Below are 24,481 nucleotides of genomic sequence, written 5' to 3'. Positions count from 1 at the left end.
ATGAGCCAGATGTTATCCACCGTCAGCGAGCAGCTCCTGGCACCAGGCGGACTGACCCTGGACAGCCTTCAGGCTGTGCTGGGTGACTTGGCCGGGCCGGGTATCGATGCCGCCGACCTGTACTTCCAAGGCCAGATCTCAGAGACCTGGGCACTGGAGGACGGCATCGTCAAGGAAGGCAGTTTCAACCTCGACCAGGGCGTGGGCGTACGTGCCCAGTCGGGCGAGAAGACCGGGTTCGCTTACAGCAACGCGATCAACCTCGAGGCCCTGACCGCGGCGGCTCGTGCCGCGCGCTCGATTTCCCGCGCCGGGCAGGAGGGCCGGGTGGAGGCCTTTCGCACCCAGGATGTGGCGGCCTTGTACGCCCCGGACAACCCTCTGGATGTATTGAGTCGTGCCGACAAGGTCGACCTGCTCAAGCGTGTCGATGTCGCCACGCGTGCGCTGGACCCGCGCATCCAGCAGGTCAGCGTCAGCATGGCCGGCGTCTGGGAACGCATTCTGGTGGCTGCCGCCGATGGTAGTCTGGCCGCCGATGTACGGCCTCTGGTACGTTTCAACGTCAGTGTCATCGTCGAGCACGAGGGGCGTCGCGAACGGGGTGGCCAAGGCGGCGGCGGTCGCACCGACTATCGCTATTTCACCGAAGAACGCGTGATGGGCTACGCCCGCGAAGCTCTGCGTCAGGCCCTGGTCAACCTGGACGCCAAGCCGGCGCCGGCCGGTACCCTGCCGGTCGTCCTCGGCCCAGGGTGGTCCGGGGTGCTCCTGCACGAGGCCGTCGGCCACGGGCTGGAAGGCGACTTCAACCGCAAGGGCAGCTCGGCCTACAGTGGCCAACTGGGCCAGAAGGTCGCCTCGACCCTGTGCACCATCGTCGATGACGGTACGCTCGAGGGTCGTCGCGGTTCGCTGAGCGTCGATGATGAAGGCACGCCGACCGAATGCACCACGTTGATCGAGAACGGCATCCTCAAGGGCTACATGCAGGACAAGCTCAATGCGCGTCTGATGGGCATGGCCGTCACCGGTAATGGACGCCGCGAGTCCTATGCGCACCTGCCGATGCCGCGCATGACCAATACCTACATGCGCGCCGGCGAGAGCGATCCGCAGGAGATCATCGCGTCGGTCAAGAAGGGTCTGTATTGCGCCAACCTCGGCGGCGGCCAGGTGGACATCACCAGTGGCAAGTTCGTCTTTTCCACCAGCGAGGCGTACTTGATCGAGGACGGCAAGATCACCGCGCCAGTCAAGGGCGCCACACTGATCGGAAACGGCCCGGAGGCCATGAGTCGAGTGTCGATGGTCGGCAACGACCTGGCCCTGGACAGCGGCGTAGGAACCTGCGGCAAGGACGGGCAGTCGGTGCCGGTCGGCGTAGGCCAGCCTACCCTGAAGCTGGATGCGATCACCGTGGGTGGGACGGGCGGATGAAGGAAGCGGGGCAGGCTGGTGCCTGCCCGCGACGAGACTCAGCGCAGGCCGCGTTGGGTTTCGTCGAGATCGCGGATGTACTTGAAGATCTTGCGCGAGGCGGAAGGCGGTTTGTTCCGCGCTTTCTCGTGCTGGGCGTGGCGCACCAGCGAACGCAGGTGCTGACGGTCGGCATCGGGGAATTCGTTGACGAACCGTTCCAGATCCTCGTCGTTACCGTCGATGAGTCGGTCGCGCCAGCGCTCCAGGCCGTGGAATCGCTCGTTGTACTGGCGGGTGGAGGAATCGAGCTGGTCGATAACCGCCTGGATGGCCTCGATGTCCTGATCGCGCATCAGCTTGCCGACGAACGACATATGGCGTTTGCGGGCGATATGCGCGGTGTGCTTGCTGGCTTCGGCCAGCGCCTTGCGCAGGGCATCGGTCAGCGGCAGGCGGGCGAGGGTATCCGGCTTGAGCGTCGTCAGGCGCTCGCCGAGTTCGACCAGCGCATGCAGCTCGCGCTTGATCTGGGTTTTGCTTTTTTCGCCGTCGAAGGCGTCGTCGTAAGAATCAACCATGGTGGCAGTCCGCTGGAAAACGCCGCCATGATAACCAGTCGGGGGCCGCTTGTCCGGTCCGGTCTTGGAAAGACCCTCGCCGAACACAGAATTTGAGTGGAGAAAACCATGAGTGCAGTCCAGAGCGTAGGCCCCCAGGCCCTGCCGGCGTTGCAGGAGCAGGTCGAGCAGATCATCGCCGAGGCGCGTCGCCAGGGCGCCAGCGCCTGCGAGGTGGCGGTATCGCTGGAGCAGGGGTTGTCCACCACGGTACGCCAGCGCGAGGTCGAGACCGTAGAGTTCAATCGCGACCAAGGGTTTGGCATTACCTTGTATGTCGGTCAGCGTAAAGGCTCTGCCAGCACCTCGGCCAGTGGCGAGGAGGCGATCCGCGAGACGGTGGCGGCCGCCCTTGCCATTGCCAGACACACCTCCGAGGACGAATGTTCGGGGCTTGCCGATGCCGCGCTGATGGCGCGCGAGTTGCCGGACCTGGACCTCTACCATGCCTGGGATATCAGCCCGGAGCAGGCGATCGAAAAGGCCCTGGAATGCGAGGCCGCTGCCTTCGACGCCGATTTGCGCATTCTCAACGCCGATGGCACCAGCCTGAATACGCATCAAGGCTGCCGCGTCTATGGCAACAGCCATGGCTTCATCGGTGGTTATGCCTCGACTCGCCATAGCCTCAGCTGCGTGATGATCGCCGAAAGCGAGGGGCAGATGCAGCGTGACTACTGGTACGACGTCAATCGCCAGGGCGCTCTGCTGAGCGATCCCCGCACGATCGGCAAGCGCGCCGCCGAGCGCGCCGCGAGCCGCCTGGGTGCCAGGCCGGTGCCGACCTGCGAAGTGCCGGTGCTGTTCTCGGCGGAGTTGGCTGGGGGGCTGTTCGGCAGCTTCCTGTCCGCGATTTCTGGAGGCAATCTCTATCGCAAGTCATCGTTTCTGGACGGCGCCATCGGCCAGCGGCTGTTTCCTGAGTGGCTGACCCTGGACGAGCGCCCGCACTTGCCTCGTGCACTGGCCAGTGCCGCCTTCGACGGTGACGGATTGGCAACCTATGCAAAACCGTTCGTCGAAAAGGGCGAGTTGGTGTCTTACGTGCTGGGTACCTACTCCGGCCGCAAGCTGGGGCTGCCGAGTACCGCCAACGCTGGCGGGGTACACAACCTTTTCGTTACCCGCGGAGAAGAAGACCAGGCCGCGTTGATTCGTCGGATGGGCCGGGGCCTGCTGGTCACCGAATTGATGGGCCATGGCCTGAATATGGTTACCGGGGATTACTCGCGCGGCGCGGCCGGTTACTGGGTCGAGAACGGCGAGATTCAGTTTGCCGTTCAGGAAGTTACCATCGCCGGCAACATGAAGGACATGTTCCAGCAAATCGTCGCTATCGGCAGCGATCTGGAAACACGTAGCAATATCCATACGGGCTCGGTCCTGATTGAACGGATGATGGTGGCAGGGAGCTGAAACCCGTGGCGCGCCTACCGCATTTGCAGTTGTCGGCGCGCCATTAAGCCAATCCCAGCCCATTTAAGGTGAATATTCATCTTTCATATGCTGAAGCTTGGCTTTCGGTTCCTAGATTTTTGTGAGGCTGATGGCCTCATCGCGGGGCAAGCCCGCTCGCCACTTGGAATGTATTTTCGCTACGCCGCGCACCGGTGGCGAGCGGGCTTGTCCCGCGATGAGGCCATCAGCCTCACAAGCAGTTGGAGAGCTGCAAATAGGCTTCCGCACATGAAAATCGGCATCAGCCTAGTGGCCCCCAGTTAAATCCCAGCCTGCAATTAGACGGTTTCGTATCTTTTCGAGGCCGATTCGCACGGCCTGCCTACCTGTCGTGATGACCTGACTCAGGCGGCTTGCGCTTCTTCCCGGTCATGAAGTCTCCAACAACGCCTAGCAGTATTTCTTGGTAACCGCTTGAAGTGATTCTATTTATCACTTAATAATGAATATCATTACCCAGTCACCCGGCGATGATGTTCATGAAAACCGTCCTCCACGAGTTGTCCTACCTGGAAAACTGGCGCTGGCTCAGCCGTCGCATCCGTTGTGCCCTCGAACCTGACGAGCCGCGCTTGCTCCAGCATTACCTGGCCGAAGGCCGCTACCTGGTCTGCTGTACCGAGACCTCGTCCTGGACCGTGGCCCTGACTTCTTTCCGTTTGCTGCTGGATACTGCCTGCGACCGCATGTTGCCCTGGCATTGGCGCTGCCTGTGCCTGGACCAGGCCTGGCGCCCGTTGTTGGACCTGCGCACGCTCGACCGCTGCGAACAGAATCAACGCTGGCAGCCCTACGCGTTGCAATTGGCCAACTGCGTACTGCTGCCCTCGATTTCTCCCGCCGAACTGATGCAAGGATTCGAAGATGAGTGATACCCGTATCGAGCGTGACAGCATGGGCGAACTGCAGGTGCCAGCCCAGGCGCTCTATGGCGCCCAGACGCAGCGCGCGGTCGACAACTTTCCGATCAGCGGCCAGCGCATGCCCGCCCAGTTCATTCGTGCGCTGCTGCTGGCCAAGTCGGCGGCGGCCAAGGCCAACGTCGAGCTGGAGCAACTGACGACTGAGCAGGGCGGGGCGATCGTCAAGGCGGTCGAGCAACTGCTGGCCGATGACTTCCTGCAGCATTTCCCGGTGGACATCTTCCAGACCGGCTCGGGCACCAGTTCGAACATGAACGCCAACGAGGTCATCGCCACGCTGGCCAGTCGCGTGCTCGGCGATGCAGTCAATGCCAACGATCACGTCAACTGCGGCCAGAGCAGCAATGACATCATCCCGACCACCATCCATGTCAGTGCGGCCCTCGCGCTGCATGAGCAGCTGCTGCCGGCGCTGCGTCACCTGGTCCAGGTCATCGACACCAAGGCCGCGCAGGTGCACCACCATGTCAAGACCGGGCGTACCCATCTCATGGACGCCATGCCGGTTCGCATGAGTCAGGTGCTGGGTGGCTGGTCGGCGCAGATCCAGGGTGCGCAGGGTCATCTGGAAATGACGCTGCCAAGCCTGCAGTCGCTGGCTCAAGGAGGTACCGCAGTCGGGACGGGCATCAACGCCCACCCGCAGTTCGCCGCGGGTTTCGCGTGCCAGCTCAGTCGCCTGACGGGTGTCGAGTTCGTGCCGGGGGAGAATCTGTTTGCCCTGATCGGTTCGCAGGATACCGCCGTGGCCCTGTCCGGCCAGCTCAAGACCACAGCCGTAGCGCTGATGAAGATCGCCAACGATCTGCGCTGGATGAACTCGGGGCCGCTGGCCGGTCTAGGCGAAATCGAGCTGCAAGCGCTGCAGCCCGGCTCTTCCATCATGCCGGGCAAGGTCAATCCGGTGATCCCGGAAGCGACCGCCATGGTCGCCGCACAGGTCATCGGCAATGACGCCACCATCGCGATCGCCGGGCAGTCGGGCAATTTCGAATTGAACGTGATGCTGCCGGTGATCGCGCGCAATCTGCTCGAAAGTATCGAGCTGATGGCCAACGCCAGTCGTCTGCTGGCCGACAAGGCCATCGCCAGCTTCAAGGTGAATGAATCGAAACTGCATGAGGCTCTGTCGCGCAACCCCATCCTGGTCACTGCGCTGAACCCGATCATCGGTTATCTCAAGGCCGCTGAAATCGCCAAGACCGCCTACAGGCAAGGTCGTCCCGTCATCGATGTCGCGTTGGAACATACCGAGCTGACCCGCAGTCAACTGGAGGTGTTGCTCGATCCGGAAAAACTAACCGCGGGCGGCATCTGACCGCGTCCGCCGTTCTGGAGGTTCGTCATGCAGCACTGGAAACGCACTACTGAACTGGCCAATCGGCTGTTCGAACAGGGTGAGCTGGTCGATGCCCGTGAGCACTACCTGCAAGCCCTGGCCCTGGCCCAGGTGTTGTTCGAGCGCTGGCATGACATCGACGAAGCGGTGGCGGTATTCGTCATTGCCCACCATAACCTGGCCGATCTGCACCTGCGGCTGAACCAGCCGCACGAAAGCGCCGACTACCTGTGTGCCGCCCACCAGCGGCTGCTCCAGGCGAGCCAGGAACCGCGTCTGCCGCAGGCGTTGCGTGAAGCGGCGTTGCGGCACAGTTGCCGGACCTATACCGAGCTGCTCAACTTCATCGCCGAGTACGGGCAGTACCCGCGCACCGAGCGTCTGCTCAATCGTCATGCACCCGAGACAAGCGAACTGGCGGCCCAGCCGGACGCTATTCCCCGAATCCACGCTTACGGAGTCCACTGACATGTCCCATACCTTGCCAGCATTGCCTTATGCCTACGATGCGCTGGAACCGCACATCGACGCCCAGACCATGGAGATTCACCACACCAAGCACCATCAGACCTACATCAACAACCTCAATGCCGCCATCGACGGTACCGAATGGGCCGAATGGCCGGTGGAAAAACTCTTGGCCAGCGTCAAGCAGTTGCCCGAGAAACTTCAGGGTCCTGTGATCAATCAGGGCGGCGGCCACGCTAACCACACCTTGTTCTGGACCGTGATGTCGCCCCAGGGCGGAGGCCAGCCACAAGGCAGCGTAGCCAAGGCAATCGAGGAGCAATTGGGTGGTTTCGACGCCTTCAAGGAAGCCTTCACCAAAGCGGCAGTGAGCCGTTTCGGCAGCGGCTGGGCCTGGCTCAGCGTTACCCCGTCCAAGCAACTGGTGGTCGAGAGCAGCGGCAACCAGGATAGCCCGCTGATGAACGGCAACACGCCGATCCTTGGCTTGGACGTCTGGGAGCACGCCTACTACCTGAAGTACCAGAACCGTCGCCCGGAATACATCGGCGCCTTCTACAACGTCGTCGACTGGGCTGAAGTGGAACGTCGATACCTCGAAGCCCTGAAGTGAGTCGTTCCGGTATGCGTTCGCAGGTGATGTCTGTCAGCAGTGTGCGCCTTTTTCGGCTGGCGCTCGGGACTTTGCTGCTGCTGGTAGGTACTGCGCTGCTGGTCGGGCGCGGCATCGCCTGGCTCGACCTCGAGCCGCGCATGCTGCGCGCGCTCGAGGGGGGTGCGCTGTGTGCCTTGGGCACGGCGCTGGGCGCAGTACCGGTACTGATCATCCGCAACATGCCAGTCGCCCTGGCCGATACCCTTCTGGGCTTCGGTGCCGGGGTGATGCTGGCAGCGACCGCCTTTTCCCTGGTCATCCCTGGCCTGGAGGCGGCCCAGTCTATCGGCTTCAGTCCCTGGAGTGCTGGTGGCCTGATCAGCTTCGGCTTGTTGTTCGGCGCCCTGTGCCTGTTCCTGGTCGATCTCAAGGTGTCAGGCGCTTCTTCGCCAGCCTTGGTCGGCACTGGGAGCCAGCCCGTGATCGCTGCGCGGATCTGGCTCTTCGTGATTGCCATCATTGCCCACAATATCCCTGAAGGGATGGCCATTGGCGTTTCTGCCGGTGGCGGTATGGCTGATGCCGACAGCCTGGCCATGGGTATTGCCTTGCAGGATGTGCCGGAGGGGCTGGTCATAGCCTTGGTACTGGCAGGCGCGGGAATGTCGCGCTTCAAGGCTTTCCTGATCGGTGCCGCTTCCGGGCTGGTGGAGCCGCTGGCGGCAGTGATCTGTGCGTGGTTGGTGAATGTGGCCGAATTGCTGTTGCCACTGGGTCTGGCCTGCGCAGCAGGGGCCATGCTGCTGGTGGTGACGCAAGAAATCATCCCTGAATCGCGCAGCAACGGCCATCACCGACTCGCAAGCCTGGGCTTGTGTATCGGCTTCTGCCTGATGATGGTGATGGATACCGCGATGTCTTGAAAAAGGCGCGTCACGGATTGCCGGGAGACATGGCGCGCGGGATAGTGCGATGCCCCTCCCAGCTCCTCTGCCGCAATGGCTTCAGCTGCATCATTCCACGGCATACCGGCGGGCGCACCGCAACCAGGCCTGACGCTGCTGAAGTCGCTGCTTCAGCTTCGGGGTGGACTTGGGGCTACGCCTTGTCACATGTCAGCTTCGCCTTGAATGTAGCACTCGCATAACTGCCCGGCAGACGCAGGGTAGCGGACTCGTGCGGCTTGATCATGACCGGGCCGGGCACACTGTCACTGGCTTCGGCAGGCCCGGCCTCTAACTCGCAGCGCACCTGACTCGACGTATTGTTGGTCACTTTCATAACCTGTAGCCCTGACATACTGGACCCCGGCCCACTGGAGTTGTCACCGGCAATCTGCGTGGTGATGTCCAAGCCGTTAAAATTCTTTTCCATCTCGACCTCTGCAGCGCCAGCGCTAAGAGGCAGAAACGCAGCAAACACACACAACATGAAGTTTCTATTGTTCATTTTTTGTTCCCTCGACATCAAGCCAAGCGAAGAGTCGCTCTGACTGTTGAGCTGCGCGGGGAACTTGAGTTCCTTGGGTTTTGGGAGGGCAGGACACTTTTTGCGAATGCGGACAAGCAGCCAATGGCACAGCAAGCGGGCTCTATGACGTTTTTCGATCACACCGATGCCGATTCATTCTTGCCGAGCTGCTGCCCTTGCATGACTCTTCAGGCATCTGCCTGCGAAGATTGCAGGTGCACTACCGAGCGCTTACTCGCCTTCGTCGAACCTGTTGTCGATCAGCGCTACCAGTGCTTCGAGGGCATCGCTGTCCTGGTCACCCTCGGTATGAAGATGGACCTGCGTGCCCTTGCCGGCAGCAAGCATCATCACCGCCATGATGCTCTTGCCGTCGACCAGCTTGTCGGGCGCACGGCCTACCTTGACCTGGCAGGGAAAGCGTCCTGCGACACCGACGAACTTTGCCGCTGCCCGGGCATGCAGCCCAAGCTTGTTGATGATGGTGATTTCGCGGGCGGGCATCGTGGCGCTGATCCTGTGGGCTAGAGGTCGCGATGGCGGACCTGAACGTTTTTCAGGGATTGCTGGAGTTGCCGACCAAGGCGCTCGGTGAGATAGACCGAGCGGTGGTGACCGCCGGTGCAGCCGATGGCAATGGTGACATAGGCACGGTTGCTCGCGGCAAAGCGAGGGAGCCATTTGAGCAGGTAGCTGGAGATGTCCTGGTACATCTCCTCCACATCGGCCTGCGCCGACAGGTAGTCGACGACCGGCTGCTCCAGACCCGAATGCTCGCGCAGTTCGGGCTTCCAGTAAGGGTTCGGCAGGCACCGTACGTCGAACACCAGATCGGCATCCACCGGCATGCCGCGCTTGAATCCGAAAGACTCCACCAGGAAGGCTGTCCCGGGCTCGGGCTGGTTCAGCAGGCGCAGCTTGATCGAGTCGCGCAGCTGATACAGATTCAGATTGGTGGTATCGATCTTCAGGTCGGCCAGGTCGGCGATAGGGCCCAGCAATTCGCTTTCGACGCGGATCGCCTCGGCCAGCGACCGGTTGGCGTTGGTCAAGGGATGGCGACGACGCGTCTCGGAAAAGCGCTTGAGCAAGATGTCTTCATCGGCATCCAGATACAGCACATCACACTGGATATGCCGGGCACGCGCATCGTCGAGCAGTTCGGGAAAGCGCGACAGATGGCTGGGCAGGTTGCGCGCATCGATGGACACGGCGACCTTTGGCTGCAGCAGTTCGGTATTGATCAGCGCATTCTCGGCCAATTGCGGCAGCAGCCCGGCGGGCAGGTTGTCGATGCAGTAGTAGCCATGATCCTCGAGAACATCGAGGGCGGTACTCTTGCCGGAGCCGGACCGGCCGCTGACGATGATCAAACGCATGTTCAGGGCCTGTTCTGTTCGTCCAGGACAACCTGGTACAGGGCCTCGCTGCTGTCTGCCGCACGCAGGCGTTCGCGAACGTCCTTGCGGTCGAGCATGCTGGCGATCTGGCGCAGCAGTTCGAGGTGGGCATCGGTGGCAGCGGCCGGTACCAGCAGGACAAACAGCAGGTCCACGGGCGCGCCATCGATGGCGTCATAATCGATAGGTGCATCCAGGTGCAGCAGCGCGCTGACCGGTGCGGTGCAGCCTTCGAGGCGGCAGTGGGGAATGGCTATGCCATTACCGAAACCGGTCGAGCCCAGCTTTTCGCGAGCGACCAGTTTTTCGAATACGTCTTCCATCTCCAGTTCCGGTACTTCCTTGGCAATCAGGGTAGCGGTTTGCTGGAGCACGCGTTTCTTGCTGCCGCCCGGCACGTTCACGAGGGAACGGCCGGGGGTCAGGATGTTTTCGAGTCGGATCATGGATGAGGGGGGTCAGCGGGCGGCTGCGCCTTGCAGCAGACTCTGCTGTTTTTCCTTGTGTTTTTTCAGTTGACGGTCGAGCTTGTCGGCCAAGGAATCGATTGCTGCATACATGTCTTCGTGTTCGGCGTTGGCAACCACTTCACCGCCAGGAATCTGCAAGGTCGCCTCGATCTTCTGCTGAAGCTTCTCGACCTTCATGATGACCTGCACGTTGGTGATCTTGTCGAAATGACCCTCCAGACGCTTGAGTTTCTGTTCGACGTAATCGCGCAGCGGCGGGGTGACTTCTACATGGTGTCCACTGATGTTGACTTGCATACAGCTTCTCCTTTGTTGCCCGTGCATAAAGAGGCAGGTGGTCCACCTGCCACTGAAACGCTGTGGCACATCCCGCGGCTACATCAGTCGCTTGCGCTCACTCGACGGTGCGATGCCGAGCGACTCGCGATACTTGGCGACGGTGCGACGGGCTACCTGGATGCCTTGTGCCTCCAGTAAACCAGCGATCTTGCTGTCACTCAATGGCTTTTTCTGATTTTCCGCGGCAACCAGTTTCTTGATGATCGCGCGGATCGCCGTGGAGGAGCATTCGCCGCCTTCCGAAGTGCTGACATGGCTCGAGAAAAAGTATTTCAGTTCGTAGATGCCACGTGGGGTATGCATGTACTTCTGGGTCGTGACCCGGGAGATGGTGGATTCGTGCATGCCCACGGCTTCGGCGATATCGTGCAGCACCAGCGGCTTCATGGCCTCGTCGCCATGGTCGAGGAAACCGCGCTGGTGCTCGACGATCTGCGTGGCCACTTTCATCAGGGTCTCGTTACGGCTCTGCAGGCTCTTGATGAACCAGCGCGCCTCCTGCAGCTGGTTGCGCATGAAGGTGTTGTCGGCGCTGGTGTCGGCGCGGCGGACGAAGCCGGCATACTGCGGGTTGACCCGCAGGCGGGGGACCGCCTCCTGGTTCAGCTCCACCAGCCAGCGATCACTGTCCTTGCGCACGATCACATCCGGTACCACGTACTCCGGCTCACTGGATTCGATCTGCGAACCCGGGCGTGGGTTGAGGCTCTGCACCAGCTCGATGACCTGGCGCAGTTCGTCTTCCTTGAGCTTCATGCGGCGCATCAGCTGGCTGTAGTCACGTCCGCCCAGCAGGTCGATGTAGTCGCTGACGAGGCGCTGGGCCTCGGCCATCCACGGCGTGCTGGCCGGCAATTGCCGCAGCTGCAGCAGCAGACATTCGCCCAGGTTGCGCGCGGCCACGCCCGCCGGTTCGAACTGCTGGATGCGGTGCAGCACGGCCTCGACCTCGTCGAGCTCGATATCCAGCTCGGGATCGAAGGACTCGCAGATTTCTTCCAGAGACTCTTCCAGGTAACCCTGCGGGTTGATGCAGTCGATCAGGGTTACCGCGATCAGCCGGTCGGTGTCCGACATCGGCGCCAGATTCAACTGCCAGAGCAGATGGCTCTGCAGGCTTTCGCCCACCGAGGTGCGGGTGGTGAAATCCCACTCGTCATCATCGCTGCTGGGCAAGCTGCTGGCGCTGGTCTGATAGATGTCTTCCCAGGCGGTGTCGACCGGAAGTTCATTGGGAATGCGCTCGTTCCATTCACCGTCTTCCAGGTTGTCGGCACTCAGGGCGCTTTCCTGGAAGCTGTTGTCCTGGACTTCGGCGACCGGTTTGCTTTCGGCGTTGTCGGCCATCGGGTCGCTGTTGTCGAAGTCTTCGCCGTCTTCCTGACGTTCGAGCATCGGGTTCGACTCCAGGGCTTCCTGGATTTCCTGTTGGAGATCCAGGGTGGAGAGCTGGAGCAGGCGGATGGCTTGTTGCAACTGAGGTGTCATCGTCAGTTGCTGGCCCATTTTTAGGACGAGCGATGGTTTCATGGCAGGGACTTAATACCTTGTTCGCCGGCGCGCATGCGCCATCCACTACAGAGATACAGGGCGCCTGAAGCGCCGAATCCAAGCAAGTTATATGCCTGAAATCCTTGCGTTTGCCTAGAGCACCGTGACAATTCAGTCGTCATCCACGGCAAGCAGGTGCTCATCCGGCCGCTGCCTACCCGGCTCAGAGTCGGAACTCGTGGCCCAGGTAGACCTCCTTAACCAGGTCGTTGGCCAGGATGGTCGCGGCATCGCCTTCGGCAATCAGTTGGCCATCGTTGACAATGTAGGCGGTTTCGCAGATGTCCAGGGTTTCACGGACGTTATGATCGGTGATCAACACGCCGATGCCCTTGGCTTTCAGGTGATGGATGATCTGCTTGATGTCACCGACGGAAATCGGGTCGACGCCGGCGAATGGTTCGTCCAGGAGGATGAACTTGGGTGCCGTGGCCAAGGCGCGAGCGATTTCCACGCGGCGACGCTCGCCGCCCGACAGGCTCATGCCGAGGTTGTCACGGATGTGGCTGATGTGGAACTCCTGCAGCAAGCCTTCGAGCTCCTTGCGACGCCCATCGCGATCGAGGTCGCTACGCGTTTCCAGGATCGCCATGATGTTGTCGGCCACGGACAGCTTGCGGAAGATCGAAGCTTCCTGCGGCAGGTAACCGATGCCCGCGCGAGCCCGACCATGCATGGGTTGGTGGCTGACGTCGAGGTTGTCGATCAGCACGCGGCCCTGGTCGGCCTGTACCAGGCCCACGATCATGTAGAAACAGGTGGTCTTGCCGGCACCGTTGGGGCCAAGCAAGCCGACGATCTGGCCGCTATCGATGGACAGGCTGACGTCGCGCACGACTTGTCGGCTTTTGTAGCTCTTGGCCAGGTGCTGGGCTTTGAGGGTCGCCATTTACTCGGCCTTCTTCTTGGGCTGGATCACCATGTCGATGCGTTGGCGCGGCGTGCCAACGGTGTTGCCGCCGCGACCGGCGGTGGCCACCTGGGTCTTGCTGTTGTAGACGATCTTCTCGCCTTCGGTGGTGTTGCCTTCGTTCTGGACCTTGGCGCGGTCGGTCAGGATGACCAGGTCTTTTGCCGCCTGGTACTGGATGGTCACTGCCCATCCTTTCATCTTGTCCGGCTTGGCCGAGCTCTGCTGCTGCTCGAAATAGGCCAGGTTGCCCACCGAGGTAACCACGTCGATGTCGCCGGAAGCGGCGCGGGTGATGGTCACGGTGTTGCCTTTGATCATCATAGAGCCCTGGGTGATGATCACGTCGCCTGTATAGGTCGCGACGCCCTGCCGGTCGTCGAGATGGGCGTTGTCGGCCTGGATACGGATAGGCTGATCACGATCGGTCGGCAAGGCCCAGGCGCTCGCGCTTCCCAGTGCAGCGCTCAGGCTGAGCAAAAAGGGGAGGGTTTTAACGAGCCTCATACTGTCCTCTTACATTGGACAGCAGGTCCATCCTGCCGTCTTTCAAATAGGCTTTCATGCCCTTGCCCGTAGTGGTGCCACCGGCGCCGTCGATTCTAACGGCTTGCTCGGTCTGCGCATATTGCTTCTGCGGGAATACGGTCATGCGCGTGCTGGTAATGATGGTCTGGCGCTTCTTTTCGTCGGTGCGCGCCACGCGCACGGCATCGATCAGTTCCACCTCGGTACCGTCCGGGTTGACCTCGGCGCGCGCGCTCTGCACATGCCAAGGGAACTGCGTGCCCCGGTACATCTGCAGGTCAGGCTTGGTCACCAGTGTGACCTCGCTGGCCTTGAGGTGTTCGACCTTGTCGGCGGTCATCTCGTACTGGACCTTGCCATCTGGCAGGTACTGGACGCTGCGTGCATTGATCGCGTAATAGTCGATGGCGTTCTCGTCGACCTTGGCCACCGGCTGGTCGAGGAATGTCTCGGGGCTGATGTTCCAGTACCCGACCGCTGCCAGCAAGGCTGCGATCACACTGGACAGCGCAATGATGCGGACTTTCTTGCTGAACATGTATGGCTCTACAGGTAATTGGCGTTGGCGGCATCCAGGTTTCCCTGGGCCTGCAGGATCAATTCGCAGAATTCGCGCGCGGCGCCTTCTCCGCCACGGGCCTGGGTGACGCCATGGGCATGCTGGCGCACGAAGGACGCGGCATTGGCCACGGCCATGCCCAGCCCTACACGGCGGATCACCGGCAGGTCCGGCAGGTCGTCACCCAGGTAGGCGACCTGGTCATAGCTTAGATGGAGTTGGGCGAGAAGCCCGTCCAGGACCACCAGTTTGTCTTCGCGTCCCTGGAACAGGTGGGGAATGCCGAGGTTCCTGGCGCGTCGCTCGACCACCGGGGTCTTGCGACCGCTGATGATCGCGGTGGTGACACCGGAAGCCATCAACATCTTGATGCCTTGCCCATCCAGTGTATTGAAGGTCTTGAATTCGCTGCCATCTTCGAGAAAGTACAGGCGACCATCGGTCAGTACGCCGTCGACGTCGAAGACCGCCAGCTTGATTCCCTGGCCGCGTTGCATCAATTCGTCGTTCATTACATCACTCCTGCGCGCAACAGGTCGTGCATGTTCAGCGCGCCTGTCGGATAGTCGTCCTTATCGACCACCACCAAGGCGCCGATCTTGTGGTCTTCCATGATTTTCAACGCTTCGGCGGCGAGCATGTCAGGTCGTACCGTCTGGCCATGAGCCGTCATGACTTGGTCGATCGGGGTGCGGTGGATGTCGATGTTGCGGTCCAGGCTGCGGCGCAGATCGCCGTCGGTGAAGATGCCGGCCAACCGTCCGTCCGCTTCGACGATGGCGGTCATGCCTAAACCTTTGCGAGACATTTCCAGCAAAGCGTCTTTCAGCAGAGTCTCGCGTGATACCCGGGGCAGCTCGTCACCCACGTGCATGACGTTTTCGACTTTCAGCAGCAGCCGTCGACCGAGAGTGCCACCCGGGTGCGAGAAAGCGAAATCCTCGGCTGTGAACCCGCGTGCCTCGAGCAGCGCGATCGCCAGCGCGTCTCCCAGCACCAGTGCCGCGGTGGTCGAAGACGTGGGCGCAAGGTTCAATGGGCACGCCTCCTGGGCCACCCGGGCGTCGAGATTGACTTCCGCCGCGCGTGCCAGTGGCGAATCGGGGTTGCCGGTGAGGCTGATCAGCTGGATGCCCAGGCGCTTGATCAGCGGCAGCAGCGTGATGATTTCCGCGGTGCCCCCGGAGTTGGACAGGGCCAGGATCACATCGTCGCGGGTAATCATGCCCATGTCGCCGTGGCTGGCTTCGGCCGGGTGCACGAAAAAGGCCGGTGTGCCGGTGCTCGCCAGGGTCGCGGCGATCTTGTTGCCGATATGCCCCGACTTGCCCATGCCCACGACGACGACACGGCCCTTGCTGGCCAGGATCAGCTCGCACGCCTTGACGAAGCTGTCGTCGAAGCGGCTCAGCAGGCCCTCTATCGCCTCAAGCTCCAGGCGCAGTGTGCGCTGGGCGGATTGGATCAGCTCGCTGGATTGGCTCATGTGAGAACGCAGTACTTGAAGAAAAGGGGCCGATTATAACTGTAATGTGAGAAAGGCTCATCCTGTGATTGTCATACCAGTCATACAAGCCTGTCGCAGGGCTGAACGAACCGGGCGAGAGCCTTGGGGCGGGACCACCTGCGGTGCTATAGTTCGCCGCTGTCCGGCCCGCTCGGGGCGCGTGTGTCTTCATGATGGAGGCAAGCGTCCAAGCAGACGAGGCCGCATTGCAAGGAGTCTAGATGAGTTTGGATAGCGCCTACGCAGTCGAGTTGAAGGGCGTGAGCTTCAAGCGCGGTTCGCGCAGCATTTTCAACAATGTTGACATACGTATTCCGCGTGGCAAGGTCACGGGCATCATGGGGCCTTCCGGCTGTGGCAAGACCACGCTGCTGCGCCTGATGGGCGCGCAACTGCGCCCGTCCGCTGGCGAAGTGTGGGTCGCCGGGCAGAATCTTCCGACGTTGTCGCGTGGCGATCTGTTCGATGCCCGCAAGCAGATGGGTGTGTTGTTCCAGAGTGGCGCACTGTTCACCGACCTCGATGTCTTCGAGAACGTCGCGTTCCCGTTGCGTGTGCATACCCAGCTGTCCGACGAGATGATCCGCGACATCGTCCTGATGAAGCTCCAGGCCGTCGGCCTGCGCGGCGCCATCGACCTGATGCCGGATGAACTCTCGGGCGGCATGAAGCGTCGCGTGGCACTGGCCCGCGCGATTGCGCTGGACCCCCAGATCCTCATGTACGACGAGCCTTTCGTGGGCCAGGATCCTATCGCCATGGGTGTGCTGGTGCGCCTGATCCGCCTGCTCAACGATGCCCTGGGTATTACCAGCATCGTGGTCTCGCACGATCTGGCCGAAACCGCGAGCATAGCCGATTACCTCTATGTGGTAGGCGATGGTCAGGTCCTGGGGCAGGGCACGCCGGCCGAACTGATGGGCTCGGACAACCCGCGCATTCGTCAATTCATGAAAGGCGATCCCGACGGTCCGGTCCCTTTCCATTTTCCCGCGCCCGATTACCGCGCCGACCTGCTGGGAGCGCGTTGATGCGCAGAAGATCCTTACTCGAACGTATCCGTCTCTTCGGACGCTCGGCCATCGATATCGTGGCAGTGCTGGGGCGCTCGTGTCTGTTCCTCGGTCACGCCCTGATCGGCCGTGGCGGTATCGGTGGCAGCTTCCAGCTGCTGGTCAAGCAGCTTTATTCGGTTGGCGTGCTGTCGCTGGCAATCATTTCGGTGTCGGGCGTGTTCATCGGCATGGTGCTGTCGCTGCAGGGCTACAGCATCCTGACCAAATACGGGTCGGAGCAGGCCGTCGGGCAGATGATCGCGCTGACCCTGCTACGCGAGCTCGGTCCTGTGGTTACGGCGCTGCTGTTCGCAGGTCGCGCGGGTTCGGCACTGACCGCCGAGATCGGCAACATGAAGTCCACCGAGCAGCTGTCGAGCCTGGAAATGATCGGTGTCGACCCGCTCAAGTACATCGTCGCGCCGCGCCTGTGGGCCGGCTTCATCTCGCTGCCATTGCTGGCGCTGATCTTCAGCGTGGTCGGTATCTGGGGCGGGTCGTGGGTGGCGGTGGACTGGCTGGGTGTCTATGAAGGCTCGTTCTGGGCCAACATGCAAAATAGTGTTTCCTTTACAGATGACGTGCTCAACGGGCTGATCAAAAGCCTGGTGTTCGCATTCGTCGTCACCTGGATCGCCGTGTTCCAGGGTTACGACTGCGAGCCCACTTCGGAAGGGATCAGCCGTGCCACTACCAAGACCGTGGTCTACGCCTCGTTGGCGGTCCTGGGACTGGATTTCATTTTGACCGCCTTGATGTTTGGAGATTTCTGATGCAAAACCGCACCCTGGAAATCGGTGTCGGCCTGTTCCTGCTGGCCGGGATCCTGGCGCTGCTCCTGCTGGCCCTGCGTGTCAGCGGGCTGTCGGCGAGTCCGAGCACCGATACCTATAAAGTTTACGCCTACTTCGACAATATCGCCGGTTTGACGGTCAGAGCCAAGGTGACCATGGCCGGTGTCACCATCGGCAAGGTCACCGCCATCGATCTGGATCGCGACAGCTATACCGGTCGGGTGACCCTGCAGCTGGACCAGCACGTCGACAACCTGCCGACCGATTCCACTGCCTCGATCCTGACCGCCGGATTGCTCGGTGAGAAATACATCGGCATCAGCGTAGGCGGCGAAGAGGCCGTGCTCAAGGAAGGCGGTACCATCCATGACACGCAGTCGTCCCTGGTGCTGGAAGACCTGATTGGCAAGTTCCTGCTCAATTCCGTTGGCAAAGAAGCTAAATAAGGAGTTTCCATGATTTCCATCCTGCGACGCGGCCTGTTGGTCCTGTTGGCTGCACTGCCCATGCTGGCTCAGGCCGCGCCTGGTCAGTCTGCCCATGAGGTGATCCAAGGGACCACCAATGCCTTGCTGTCCGACCTCAAGAGCAACAAGGAACAATACCGGGCCAATCCGCAAACCTTCTACGAAGCCCTCAATCGGATCCTGGGACCGATGGTGGATGCCGACGGCATCTCCCGCAGCATCATGACGGTCAAGTATTCGCGCAAGGCGAGCCCCGAGCAGATGCAGCGCTTCCAGGAGAACTTCAAGCGCAGCCTGATGCAGTTCTATGGCAACGCCCTGCTCGAATACAACAATCAGGGCATTACCGTCGATCCCGCCAAGGACGAGAGCGGCAATCGCACCAGCGTCGGCATGAAAGTCACCGGCAACAATGGCGCGACCTATCCAGTGTCCTACACCCTGGAGAAGATCGGCGGCGAATGGAAAGTGCGCAATGTGATCGTCAACGGCATCAATATCGGCAAGCTGTTCCGCGACCAGTTCGCCGACGCCATGTCGCGCAACGGCAATGACCTGGACAAGACCATCGACACCTGGGCGGGCGAAGTGGCCAAGGCCAAGGAAGCCGCCGAGAGTTCGCCGGAGAAGGAAGTCCAATGAGCGAGACCGGCGTGAGCATGGCCGAGCCGGGTGTACTGCGCCTGGCCGGCGTGCTGGACTACCGCAATGGTCCGGCCCTGCGCAAGGCGGGCGGCGCGTTGATCGCAGCCTGCCGCGATTCACGCCTGGTCCTGGATTGCTCGGAAGTCCAGCAGTCCAGCAGTGTCGGTCTTTCATTGCTCCTGGCGTTCATTCGTGACGCCCGGGAGCTGGGCAAGCACTGCGAATGCCGAGGCATGCCCGATGGCATGCGGGAAATCGCCGAGGTCTATGACCTGGATGAAGTACTGGCGGGCTGATGGCCCCCGGCTGGTGAAAAGCCCCCCGGTCAGCGTACCTCTGTCATGGGGTTCGCAGGCGAGGGGCTTTTTTGTATGATGGCCGACCCGCGCGCACTGGGCGCCGATTGAGGTTGAGCATGCAGGCCGTAGAAGTTAAAAGCTTCCTTGAAGAAAAATTGCCGGGAACCCGGGTCGAAGTTGAAGGCGAAGGCTGCAACTTCCAGTTGAACGTGATCAGCGACGAGCTGGCCGGCCAGAGCCCGGTGAAGCGTCAGCAGGCAATCTACGCTCATCTGAACCCGTGGATCGCCGATGGCAGCATCCATGCGGTAACCATGAAATTTTTCAGCAGCGCAGCCTGGGCTGAGCGCACCTGAGCCAACTTGGCGGCGAGATTCCAATGGACAAACTGATTATTACTGGTGGCGCGCGTCTCGACGGCGAGATCCGCATATCCGGGGCAAAGAACGCTGCCCTGCCGATCCTTGCCGCAACCTTGCTGGCCGATGGCCCGGTGACGGTTGGCAACCTGCCGCACCTGCACGACATCACCACCATGATCGAGCTGTTCGGTCGCATGGGCATCGAGCCTGTGATCGACGAGAAGCTCGCGGTGGAAATCGACCCTCGGACCATCAAGACTCTCGTGGCCCCCTACGAGCTGGTCAAGACCATGCGTGCCTCGATCCTGGTCCTGGGCCCCATGGTCGCCCGCTTCGGCAAGGCCGAAGTCGCGCTGCCCGGCGGCTGCGCCATCGGCTCGCGTCCGGTCGACCTGCACATCCGTGGCCTCGAGGCCATGGGCGCGACGATCGAGGTCGAGGGCGGCTACATCAAGGCCCAGGCGCCTGAAGGCGGTTTGCGCGGTGCGCACTTCTTCTTCGACACCGTGAGCGTGACCGGTACCGAGAACATCATGATGGCCGCGGCACTGGCCCGGGGCCGTAGCGTCCTGCAGAACGCCGCGCGCGAGCCGGAAGTGGTCGACCTGGCCAACTTCCTCATCGCCATGGGCGCCAAGGTCCAGGGCGCCGGCACCGATACCATCGTCATCGATGGCGTCGAGCGCCTGTCCTCGGCGACCTACCGCGTCATGCCCGACCGTATCGAAACTGGCACCTACCTGGTGGCGGCCGCCGTGACCGGTGGTCGTGTCAAGGTCAAGGACACCGATCCGACCATCCTCGAAGCCGTCCTTGAAAAACTCAAGGAAGCGGGTGCCGACATCACCACCGGCGAAGACTGGATCGAGCTGAACATGCACGGCAAGCGGCCAAAGGCAGTCAACCTGCGTACCGCGCCGTACCCAGCCTTCCCGACCGACATGCAGGCGCAGTTCATCTCGCTCAACGCCATCGCCGAAGGTACCGGCGCGGTGATCGAGACCATCTTCGAGAACCGTTTCATGCACGTGTACGAAATGCACCGCATGGGCGCGCAGATCCAGGTCGAAGGCAATACCGCCATCGTCACCGGCACCAAGACTCTCAAGGGCGCGCCTGTCATGGCGACCGACCTGCGGGCCTCGGCCAGCCTGGTGCTGTCGGCCCTGGTGGCCGAGGGTGACACCCTGATCGATCGCATCTACCACATCGACCGTGGCTACGAGTGCATCGAGGAAAAACTGCAGATGCTGGGCGCGAAGATCCGTCGCGTACCGGGCTAGCCTGTAACCGGCGCAGGGACGCGCCACGAAGAATCGAATACCGCCGAGCCTCGCGCTCGGCCGGTTGTAGCCGCTTAAGGACCGACGTTCCCCATGTTGACCATCGCGCTATCCAAGGGCCGCATTCTCGACGATACCCTGCCACTGCTCGCAGAAGCCGGTATCGTGCCTACCGAGAATCCGGACAAGAGCCGCAAGCTGATCATCCCTACGACCCAGGACGACGTGCGCCTGCTCATCGTCCGCGCCACCGATGTGCCGACTTACGTCGAGCATGGTGCCGCCGACCTAGGTGTGGCCGGCAAGGACGTGCTGATGGAGTACGGCGGCCAGGGCATGTACGAGCCGCTGGACCTGCAGATCGCCCGCTGCAAGCTGATGACCGCGGGCGCGGTCGGCGCCCCCGAACCCAAGGGCCGCCTGCGCGTGGCTACCAAGTTCGTCAACGTAGCCAAGCGCTACTATGCCGAACAGGGTCGTCAGGTCGACATCATCAAGCTCTACGGCTCCATGGAGCTCGCTCCGCTGATCGGCCTGGCCGACAAGATCATCGACGTCGTCGATACTGGCAATACCCTGCGTGCCAATGGCCTGGAACCCCAGGAAATGATCGCTCACATCAGCTCGCGCCTGGTCGTCAACAAGGCGTCCATGAAGATGCAGCACGCACGCATCCAGAACCTGATCGATACCCTGCGCCAGGCCGTGGAGTCGCGACACCGCGACTGACACCTGCGCGCGACCTTCGCTGTCGCGTCCGTCTATCCGCGTCATAGCCATTATTCTCGGGTGCCCGCGCGGATGGATTGGTAGCCTTGGGCGCCTGAGCATTCGTCATCTATCGAGGCCCTCGCCATGACCACGTCCACTGCAATCGCCCGTCTCAACGCCGCTGACCCGGATTTCGCCCGACATCTGGATCATCTGCTGAGCTGGGAAAGCGTGTCCGATGAGTCGGTCAACCAGCGGGTGCTCGACATCATCAAGGCCGTGCGTGAGCGTGGCGATGCGGCACTGGTGGAGTTCACCCAGCGTTTCGACGGCCTGCAAGCGGCCGGTATCGAGGACCTGATCCTCGGCCGCGAGCGACTGGAGCTGGCGCTTACCCGCATCACTGCGGCTCAGCGCACGGCCCTGGAAACCGCCGCCAACCGCGTGCGCAACTACCACGAGCGGCAAAAGCAGGATTCCTGGCAGTACACCGAGGCCGACGGCACGGTCCTGGGCCAAAAGGTCACGCCACTGGACCGCGCCGGCCTGTATGTTCCTGGCGGCAAGGCGTCCTATCCCTCGTCGGTGCTGATGAACGCGATTCCCGCCAAGGTCGCCGGCGTGGCGGAAGTGGTCATGGTCGTGCCGACCCCGCGTGGCGAGATCAACGAGCTGGTGCTGGCCGCAGCCTGCATTGCCGGTGTCGATCGGGTGTTCACCATCGGTGGAGCCCAGGCGATCGCCGCCCTGGCTTATGGAACCGAAAGCGTGCCACCGGTGGACAAGATCGTCGGCCCCGGAAACATCTACGTTGCCACTGCCAAGCGTCATGTCTTCGGCCAGGTCGGTATCGACATGATTGCCGGTCCTTCGGAAATCCTCGTGGTCTGCGACGGCCAGACCGATCCCGACTGGATCGCCATGGACCTCTTCTCCCAGGCCGAGCATGACGAAGACGCCCAGGCCATTCTGGTCAGCCCCGATGCCGAGTTTCTTGATCGCGTCGCCGCGAGTATCGACAAGCTGCTGCCGACCATGGAGCGTGCCGAGATCATTCGCACCTCGATCGATGGCCGTGGCGCGTTGATCCAGGTCCGCGACATGCAGCAGGCCATCGAAGTCGCCAACCGCATCGCCCCCGAGCACCTGGAGCTTTCGGTGGCTGATCCGCATGCCTGGCTGCCGCACATTCGCCATGCCGGCGCGATCTTCATGGGACGCCACACCAGCGAAGCGCTAGGCGACTACTGCGCAGGCCCCAACCACGTCTTGCCGACCTCCGGCACCGCGCGTTTTTCCTCGCCCCTGGGGGTCTATGACTTCCAGAAGCGTTCGTCGATCATCTTCTGCTCCGAGCAGGGCGCATCCGTGCTGGGCGAGACCGCGTCGGTCCTGGCCCGCGGCGAATCGCTGACCGCCCACGCACGCAGCGCCGAATACCGTATCAACTCCGAGAAGAAGGGGAACTGAACATGAGTCGATTCTGGAGCCCTTTCGTCAAGGACCTGGTGCCTTACGTTCCCGGCGAGCAGCCCAAGCTGACCCGCCTGGTCAAGCTCAATACCAACGAGAACCCCTATGGCCCGTCGCCCAAGGCTCTGGAAGCCATGCGTGGCGAGCTCGGCGACGGCCTGCGGCTGTATCCCGACCCCAATGGCGATCTGCTCAAGCAGGCCGTTTCGGAGTATTACGGCATTACGCCCCAGCAGGTATTCCTGGGCAACGGCTCGGACGAGGTGTTGGCGCACATCTTCCACGGCCTCTTCCAGCACGGTGCACCGCTGCTGTTCCCAGATATCAGCTACAGCTTCTATCCGGTGTATTGCGGCCTGTACGGCATCGCCTTCGAGCAAGTGGCGCTGGACGAGCGGTTCCAGATCCGCGTCGAAGACTATCGCAAGCCCAACGCCGGCATCATCTTTCCCAACCCCAACGCGCCGACCGGGTGCCTGATGCCACTGGAGGCGGTCGAGCAGTTGCTGCAAGCGAACCGTGATTCGGTGGTGGTAGTCGATGAGGCCTACATCGACTTCGGCGGTCAGACCGCCATCAGCCTGGTAGACCGTTACGATAACCTGCTGGTCACCCAGACCCTGTCCAAGTCGCGTTCCCTGGCCGGTTTGCGCGTGGGCCTGGCGGTGGGGCATCCGGATCTCATCGAAGCGCTGGAGCGGATCAAGAACAGCTTCAACTCCTACCCCCTCGATCGGATGGCGATCGCGGGTGCGGCGGCGGCGTTCGCCGATCGAGCCTATTTCGAAGAGACCTGCCGCAAGGTGATCGACAGCCGCGAAACCCTGGTCGCGGAGTTGACCGCTCGTGGCTTCGAAATATTGCCATCGGCCGCCAACTTCATCTTTGCTCGCCATCCGCAGCAGGATGCCGGTGAACTGGCGGCGCGCCTGCGTGAGGAGGGAGTGATCGTGCGGCACTTCAAGCAGGCGCGAATCGCGCAGTTCCTGCGTATCACCATCGGTACTCCAGAGCAGAACCAGGCGCTGCTGGATGCGTTGAACTGAATGCACGCCCGGTGGAGGCCAGTCCTCGACCGGGTTGCTTCGGCATGCTGTGAGACTACAGACCTGCTACCACTTGCCCTCTCCAAGACCGGTCTATATCTTACAGCTCTAAATTCGTCCGATGACTGGATGTAAGCATGAATCTGTTGGTCAAACGATCCCTGGTCGAACAAGCGGTCGATCAACTACGCGGCCGCATCGCAGAAGGCGCCTGGGCAGTGGGTCAGCGCTTGCCGACCGAGCCCGAGCTGGCAGCGGAGCTGGGCATCAGTCGCAATACCGTGCGCGAGGCCATGCGAGTGCTGGCCTTCAGTGGCCTGGTGGAGATTCGCCAGGGCGATGGCAGCTATCTGCGCACGGCGCTCGACCCTCTACAAGCGGTTCAAGCGCTTTCCCGTTGTACGGCAGAGCAGGCGCGCGAGACTCGCCATATTCTCGAGGCCGAAGCCATCGGCCTGGCGGCCTTGCGCCGTACTGAAGAGGACCTGGAGGGCCTGCGCCAAGCCTTGCGGGCCAGTGGCGCGCATTATCACGACGATCTCGATGCCTACGTCGAATGCGACATGGTGTTCCACCAGAGGTTGATCGACGCCGCGCACAATCCCGCGCTCAGCGAGCTGTATCGCTATTTCTCCGGGGTGGTCGCCGCCACGGTGCAACGCAATCTGAGCCATGTGCCGCGCTGCCAGTCGGTCTTCGACCTGCACGGGCAGATCCTCGAGGCCATCGAGCAGCGCGACGCAGAGCGTGCCAAGCGCTTGAGCCGAACCCTGATCGAATCCTGAAGACG

30 protein-coding genes are annotated in these 24,481 nt (G+C 61.8%); 18 read left to right on the top strand and 12 right to left on the bottom strand.

Annotated features, from left to right (window positions below):
- Window positions 1–1,440, top strand: a complete 1,440-nt coding sequence (gene tldD, locus G7009_RS08500) for a metalloprotease TldD (protein WP_181129555.1) — start codon at window positions 1–3, stop codon at window positions 1,438–1,440.
- A 38-nt stretch (window positions 1,441–1,478) separates the two neighbouring features.
- Here tldD and yjgA read toward each other — a convergent pair whose 3' ends face one another.
- Entirely contained in the window at window positions 1,479–2,000 is a 522-nt protein-coding gene (gene yjgA / locus G7009_RS08495; RefSeq protein ID WP_181129554.1) for a ribosome biogenesis factor YjgA, read from the bottom strand.
- A 108-nt stretch (window positions 2,001–2,108) separates the two neighbouring features.
- On the opposite strand from yjgA, the gene pmbA reads away from it, so the two are divergent.
- From pmbA to G7009_RS08465, 6 genes are all read left to right on the top strand, one after another.
- Window positions 2,109–3,455 (top strand): metalloprotease PmbA, encoded by a 1,347-nt coding sequence (pmbA, locus tag G7009_RS08490; RefSeq protein WP_181129553.1) that lies wholly within the window; start codon window positions 2,109–2,111, stop codon window positions 3,453–3,455.
- 512 nt (window positions 3,456–3,967) lie between these two features.
- Window positions 3,968–4,369: a FagA protein gene (locus G7009_RS08485; protein ID WP_181129552.1), complete on the top strand. Its 402-nt coding sequence runs from the start codon at window positions 3,968–3,970 to the stop codon at window positions 4,367–4,369.
- Window positions 4,362–5,738, top strand: coding sequence for a class II fumarate hydratase (locus G7009_RS08480; protein ID WP_181129551.1), 1,377 nt, complete (start codon window positions 4,362–4,364; stop codon window positions 5,736–5,738). The genes G7009_RS08485 and G7009_RS08480 overlap by 8 nt, the downstream gene beginning before the upstream one ends.
- Before the next feature lie 27 nt (window positions 5,739–5,765).
- Window positions 5,766–6,227, top strand: coding sequence for a DUF2753 family protein (locus G7009_RS08475; protein WP_181129550.1), 462 nt, complete (start codon window positions 5,766–5,768; stop codon window positions 6,225–6,227).
- Between the two features lies 1 nt (window position 6,228).
- Complete coding sequence (locus tag G7009_RS08470; RefSeq protein ID WP_181129549.1) at window positions 6,229–6,840, top strand: superoxide dismutase; 612 nt, start codon at window positions 6,229–6,231, stop codon at window positions 6,838–6,840.
- Window positions 6,841–6,851: 11 nt separating this feature from the next.
- Entirely contained in the window at window positions 6,852–7,745 is an 894-nt protein-coding gene (locus tag G7009_RS08465; RefSeq protein WP_181129726.1) for a ZIP family metal transporter, read from the top strand.
- Window positions 7,746–7,920: 175 nt separating this feature from the next.
- On the opposite strand, the gene G7009_RS08460 is transcribed toward G7009_RS08465, so the two are convergent.
- From G7009_RS08460 to G7009_RS08410, 11 genes are all read right to left on the bottom strand, one after another.
- Window positions 7,921–8,433 (bottom strand): hypothetical protein, encoded by a 513-nt coding sequence (locus tag G7009_RS08460; RefSeq protein ID WP_181129548.1) that lies wholly within the window; start codon window positions 8,431–8,433, stop codon window positions 7,921–7,923.
- A 90-nt stretch (window positions 8,434–8,523) separates the two neighbouring features.
- Window positions 8,524–8,796 (bottom strand): HPr family phosphocarrier protein, encoded by a 273-nt coding sequence (locus G7009_RS08455; protein ID WP_181129547.1) that lies wholly within the window; start codon window positions 8,794–8,796, stop codon window positions 8,524–8,526.
- Between the two features lie 20 nt (window positions 8,797–8,816).
- Window positions 8,817–9,671 carry an RNase adapter RapZ gene (rapZ, locus tag G7009_RS08450; protein WP_181129546.1) on the bottom strand — a complete coding sequence of 285 codons (855 nt, stop codon included), beginning with the start codon at window positions 9,669–9,671 and terminating at the stop codon, window positions 8,817–8,819.
- A 2-nt stretch (window positions 9,672–9,673) separates the two neighbouring features.
- Complete coding sequence (ptsN, locus tag G7009_RS08445) at window positions 9,674–10,138, bottom strand: PTS IIA-like nitrogen regulatory protein PtsN (protein WP_181129545.1); 465 nt, start codon at window positions 10,136–10,138, stop codon at window positions 9,674–9,676.
- A gap of 12 nt (window positions 10,139–10,150) precedes the next feature.
- Window positions 10,151–10,459, bottom strand: a complete 309-nt coding sequence (gene hpf, locus G7009_RS08440) for a ribosome hibernation-promoting factor, HPF/YfiA family (protein ID WP_181129544.1) — start codon at window positions 10,457–10,459, stop codon at window positions 10,151–10,153.
- 78 nt (window positions 10,460–10,537) lie between these two features.
- Entirely contained in the window at window positions 10,538–12,031 is a 1,494-nt protein-coding gene (locus tag G7009_RS08435; protein ID WP_181129543.1) for an RNA polymerase factor sigma-54, read from the bottom strand.
- A 184-nt stretch (window positions 12,032–12,215) separates the two neighbouring features.
- Window positions 12,216–12,941 carry an LPS export ABC transporter ATP-binding protein gene (lptB, locus tag G7009_RS08430; protein WP_181129542.1) on the bottom strand — a complete coding sequence of 242 codons (726 nt, stop codon included), beginning with the start codon at window positions 12,939–12,941 and terminating at the stop codon, window positions 12,216–12,218.
- On the bottom strand, window positions 12,942–13,469 hold the full coding sequence (lptA, locus tag G7009_RS08425) for a lipopolysaccharide transport periplasmic protein LptA (protein ID WP_181129541.1): 528 nt from the start codon (window positions 13,467–13,469) through the stop codon (window positions 12,942–12,944). It abuts the gene before it with no gap.
- Window positions 13,456–14,028 (bottom strand): LPS export ABC transporter periplasmic protein LptC, encoded by a 573-nt coding sequence (gene lptC, locus G7009_RS08420; protein WP_181129540.1) that lies wholly within the window; start codon window positions 14,026–14,028, stop codon window positions 13,456–13,458. Before lptC ends, lptA begins: the two co-directional genes overlap by 14 nt.
- 8 nt (window positions 14,029–14,036) lie before the next feature.
- Window positions 14,037–14,561 carry a KdsC family phosphatase gene (locus G7009_RS08415; RefSeq protein WP_181129539.1) on the bottom strand — a complete coding sequence of 175 codons (525 nt, stop codon included), beginning with the start codon at window positions 14,559–14,561 and terminating at the stop codon, window positions 14,037–14,039.
- Window positions 14,561–15,535 (bottom strand): KpsF/GutQ family sugar-phosphate isomerase, encoded by a 975-nt coding sequence (locus tag G7009_RS08410; RefSeq protein ID WP_181129538.1) that lies wholly within the window; start codon window positions 15,533–15,535, stop codon window positions 14,561–14,563. Before G7009_RS08410 ends, G7009_RS08415 begins: the two co-directional genes overlap by 1 nt.
- Before the next feature lie 242 nt (window positions 15,536–15,777).
- Between G7009_RS08410 and G7009_RS08405 the strand changes: the two genes are divergently transcribed.
- From G7009_RS08405 to G7009_RS08355, 11 genes are all read left to right on the top strand, one after another.
- Window positions 15,778–16,587 carry an ATP-binding cassette domain-containing protein gene (locus G7009_RS08405; RefSeq protein WP_181129537.1) on the top strand — a complete coding sequence of 270 codons (810 nt, stop codon included), beginning with the start codon at window positions 15,778–15,780 and terminating at the stop codon, window positions 16,585–16,587.
- Window positions 16,587–17,384, top strand: coding sequence for a lipid asymmetry maintenance ABC transporter permease subunit MlaE (gene mlaE, locus G7009_RS08400; RefSeq protein ID WP_181129536.1), 798 nt, complete (start codon window positions 16,587–16,589; stop codon window positions 17,382–17,384). The genes G7009_RS08405 and mlaE overlap by 1 nt, the downstream gene beginning before the upstream one ends.
- On the top strand, window positions 17,384–17,851 hold the full coding sequence (gene mlaD / locus G7009_RS08395; protein WP_181129535.1) for an outer membrane lipid asymmetry maintenance protein MlaD: 468 nt from the start codon (window positions 17,384–17,386) through the stop codon (window positions 17,849–17,851). Before mlaE ends, mlaD begins: the two co-directional genes overlap by 1 nt.
- Before the next feature lie 9 nt (window positions 17,852–17,860).
- A complete protein-coding gene (locus G7009_RS08390; protein WP_181129534.1) occupies window positions 17,861–18,514 on the top strand; it encodes an MlaC/ttg2D family ABC transporter substrate-binding protein in 654 nt (217 codons plus the stop codon).
- On the top strand, window positions 18,511–18,813 hold the full coding sequence (locus G7009_RS08385; protein ID WP_181129533.1) for an STAS domain-containing protein: 303 nt from the start codon (window positions 18,511–18,513) through the stop codon (window positions 18,811–18,813). Before G7009_RS08390 ends, G7009_RS08385 begins: the two co-directional genes overlap by 4 nt.
- Before the next feature lie 119 nt (window positions 18,814–18,932).
- Window positions 18,933–19,172, top strand: coding sequence for a BolA family protein (locus G7009_RS08380; protein WP_029613593.1), 240 nt, complete (start codon window positions 18,933–18,935; stop codon window positions 19,170–19,172).
- Window positions 19,173–19,195: 23 nt separating this feature from the next.
- On the top strand, window positions 19,196–20,461 hold the full coding sequence (gene murA / locus G7009_RS08375) for a UDP-N-acetylglucosamine 1-carboxyvinyltransferase (RefSeq protein ID WP_181129532.1): 1,266 nt from the start codon (window positions 19,196–19,198) through the stop codon (window positions 20,459–20,461).
- A 93-nt stretch (window positions 20,462–20,554) separates the two neighbouring features.
- The gene (gene hisG, locus G7009_RS08370) at window positions 20,555–21,190 is read left to right on the top strand and encodes an ATP phosphoribosyltransferase (RefSeq protein ID WP_181129531.1); all 636 of its coding nucleotides are present in this window, start codon (window positions 20,555–20,557) and stop codon (window positions 21,188–21,190) included.
- 126 nt (window positions 21,191–21,316) lie between these two features.
- Window positions 21,317–22,642: a histidinol dehydrogenase gene (gene hisD, locus G7009_RS08365; protein WP_181129530.1), complete on the top strand. Its 1,326-nt coding sequence runs from the start codon at window positions 21,317–21,319 to the stop codon at window positions 22,640–22,642.
- 2 nt (window positions 22,643–22,644) lie between these two features.
- The gene (hisC, locus tag G7009_RS08360) at window positions 22,645–23,691 is read left to right on the top strand and encodes a histidinol-phosphate transaminase (protein ID WP_181129529.1); all 1,047 of its coding nucleotides are present in this window, start codon (window positions 22,645–22,647) and stop codon (window positions 23,689–23,691) included.
- Window positions 23,692–23,828: 137 nt separating this feature from the next.
- The gene (locus G7009_RS08355) at window positions 23,829–24,476 is read left to right on the top strand and encodes a FadR/GntR family transcriptional regulator (RefSeq protein WP_181129528.1); all 648 of its coding nucleotides are present in this window, start codon (window positions 23,829–23,831) and stop codon (window positions 24,474–24,476) included.
- The last annotated feature ends 5 nt before the right edge of the window (window positions 24,477–24,481 follow it).

This window comes from Pseudomonas capeferrum (genome assembly GCF_013523055.1).
GTDB lineage: Bacteria > Pseudomonadota > Gammaproteobacteria > Pseudomonadales > Pseudomonadaceae > Aquipseudomonas > Aquipseudomonas capeferrum_A.
The sequence above is the reverse complement of the archived record's forward strand: the minus strand, read 5'-3'. Positions and strand labels throughout refer to the sequence as shown.

Excerpts from the sequence above, each read along its gene's own strand:
- tldD (WP_181129555.1), top strand. The coding sequence starts at position 1 with ATGAGCCAGATGTTATCCACCGTCAGCGAGCAGCTCCTGGCACCAGGC.
- yjgA (WP_181129554.1), bottom strand. The coding sequence starts at position 2,000 with ATGGTTGATTCTTACGACGACGCCTTCGACGGCGAAAAAAGCAAAACC.
- pmbA (WP_181129553.1), top strand. The coding sequence starts at position 2,109 with ATGAGTGCAGTCCAGAGCGTAGGCCCCCAGGCCCTGCCGGCGTTGCAG.
- G7009_RS08485 (WP_181129552.1), top strand. The coding sequence starts at position 3,968 with ATGATGTTCATGAAAACCGTCCTCCACGAGTTGTCCTACCTGGAAAAC.
- G7009_RS08480 (WP_181129551.1), top strand. The coding sequence starts at position 4,362 with ATGAGTGATACCCGTATCGAGCGTGACAGCATGGGCGAACTGCAGGTG.
- G7009_RS08475 (WP_181129550.1), top strand. The coding sequence starts at position 5,766 with ATGCAGCACTGGAAACGCACTACTGAACTGGCCAATCGGCTGTTCGAA.
- G7009_RS08470 (WP_181129549.1), top strand. The coding sequence starts at position 6,229 with ATGTCCCATACCTTGCCAGCATTGCCTTATGCCTACGATGCGCTGGAA.
- G7009_RS08465 (WP_181129726.1), top strand. The coding sequence starts at position 6,852 with ATGCGTTCGCAGGTGATGTCTGTCAGCAGTGTGCGCCTTTTTCGGCTG.
- G7009_RS08455 (WP_181129547.1), bottom strand. The coding sequence starts at position 8,796 with ATGCCCGCCCGCGAAATCACCATCATCAACAAGCTTGGGCTGCATGCC.
- rapZ (WP_181129546.1), bottom strand. The coding sequence starts at position 9,671 with ATGCGTTTGATCATCGTCAGCGGCCGGTCCGGCTCCGGCAAGAGTACC.
- ptsN (WP_181129545.1), bottom strand. The coding sequence starts at position 10,138 with ATGATCCGACTCGAAAACATCCTGACCCCCGGCCGTTCCCTCGTGAAC.
- hpf (WP_181129544.1), bottom strand. The coding sequence starts at position 10,459 with ATGCAAGTCAACATCAGTGGACACCATGTAGAAGTCACCCCGCCGCTG.
- G7009_RS08435 (WP_181129543.1), bottom strand. The coding sequence starts at position 12,031 with ATGAAACCATCGCTCGTCCTAAAAATGGGCCAGCAACTGACGATGACA.
- lptB (WP_181129542.1), bottom strand. The coding sequence starts at position 12,941 with ATGGCGACCCTCAAAGCCCAGCACCTGGCCAAGAGCTACAAAAGCCGA.
- lptA (WP_181129541.1), bottom strand. The coding sequence starts at position 13,469 with ATGAGGCTCGTTAAAACCCTCCCCTTTTTGCTCAGCCTGAGCGCTGCA.
- lptC (WP_181129540.1), bottom strand. The coding sequence starts at position 14,028 with ATGTTCAGCAAGAAAGTCCGCATCATTGCGCTGTCCAGTGTGATCGCA.
- G7009_RS08415 (WP_181129539.1), bottom strand. The coding sequence starts at position 14,561 with ATGAACGACGAATTGATGCAACGCGGCCAGGGAATCAAGCTGGCGGTC.
- G7009_RS08410 (WP_181129538.1), bottom strand. The coding sequence starts at position 15,535 with ATGAGCCAATCCAGCGAGCTGATCCAATCCGCCCAGCGCACACTGCGC.
- G7009_RS08405 (WP_181129537.1), top strand. The coding sequence starts at position 15,778 with ATGAGTTTGGATAGCGCCTACGCAGTCGAGTTGAAGGGCGTGAGCTTC.
- mlaE (WP_181129536.1), top strand. The coding sequence starts at position 16,587 with ATGCGCAGAAGATCCTTACTCGAACGTATCCGTCTCTTCGGACGCTCG.
- mlaD (WP_181129535.1), top strand. The coding sequence starts at position 17,384 with ATGCAAAACCGCACCCTGGAAATCGGTGTCGGCCTGTTCCTGCTGGCC.
- G7009_RS08390 (WP_181129534.1), top strand. The coding sequence starts at position 17,861 with ATGATTTCCATCCTGCGACGCGGCCTGTTGGTCCTGTTGGCTGCACTG.
- G7009_RS08385 (WP_181129533.1), top strand. The coding sequence starts at position 18,511 with ATGAGCGAGACCGGCGTGAGCATGGCCGAGCCGGGTGTACTGCGCCTG.
- G7009_RS08380 (WP_029613593.1), top strand. The coding sequence starts at position 18,933 with ATGCAGGCCGTAGAAGTTAAAAGCTTCCTTGAAGAAAAATTGCCGGGA.
- murA (WP_181129532.1), top strand. The coding sequence starts at position 19,196 with ATGGACAAACTGATTATTACTGGTGGCGCGCGTCTCGACGGCGAGATC.
- hisG (WP_181129531.1), top strand. The coding sequence starts at position 20,555 with ATGTTGACCATCGCGCTATCCAAGGGCCGCATTCTCGACGATACCCTG.
- hisD (WP_181129530.1), top strand. The coding sequence starts at position 21,317 with ATGACCACGTCCACTGCAATCGCCCGTCTCAACGCCGCTGACCCGGAT.
- hisC (WP_181129529.1), top strand. The coding sequence starts at position 22,645 with ATGAGTCGATTCTGGAGCCCTTTCGTCAAGGACCTGGTGCCTTACGTT.
- G7009_RS08355 (WP_181129528.1), top strand. The coding sequence starts at position 23,829 with ATGAATCTGTTGGTCAAACGATCCCTGGTCGAACAAGCGGTCGATCAA.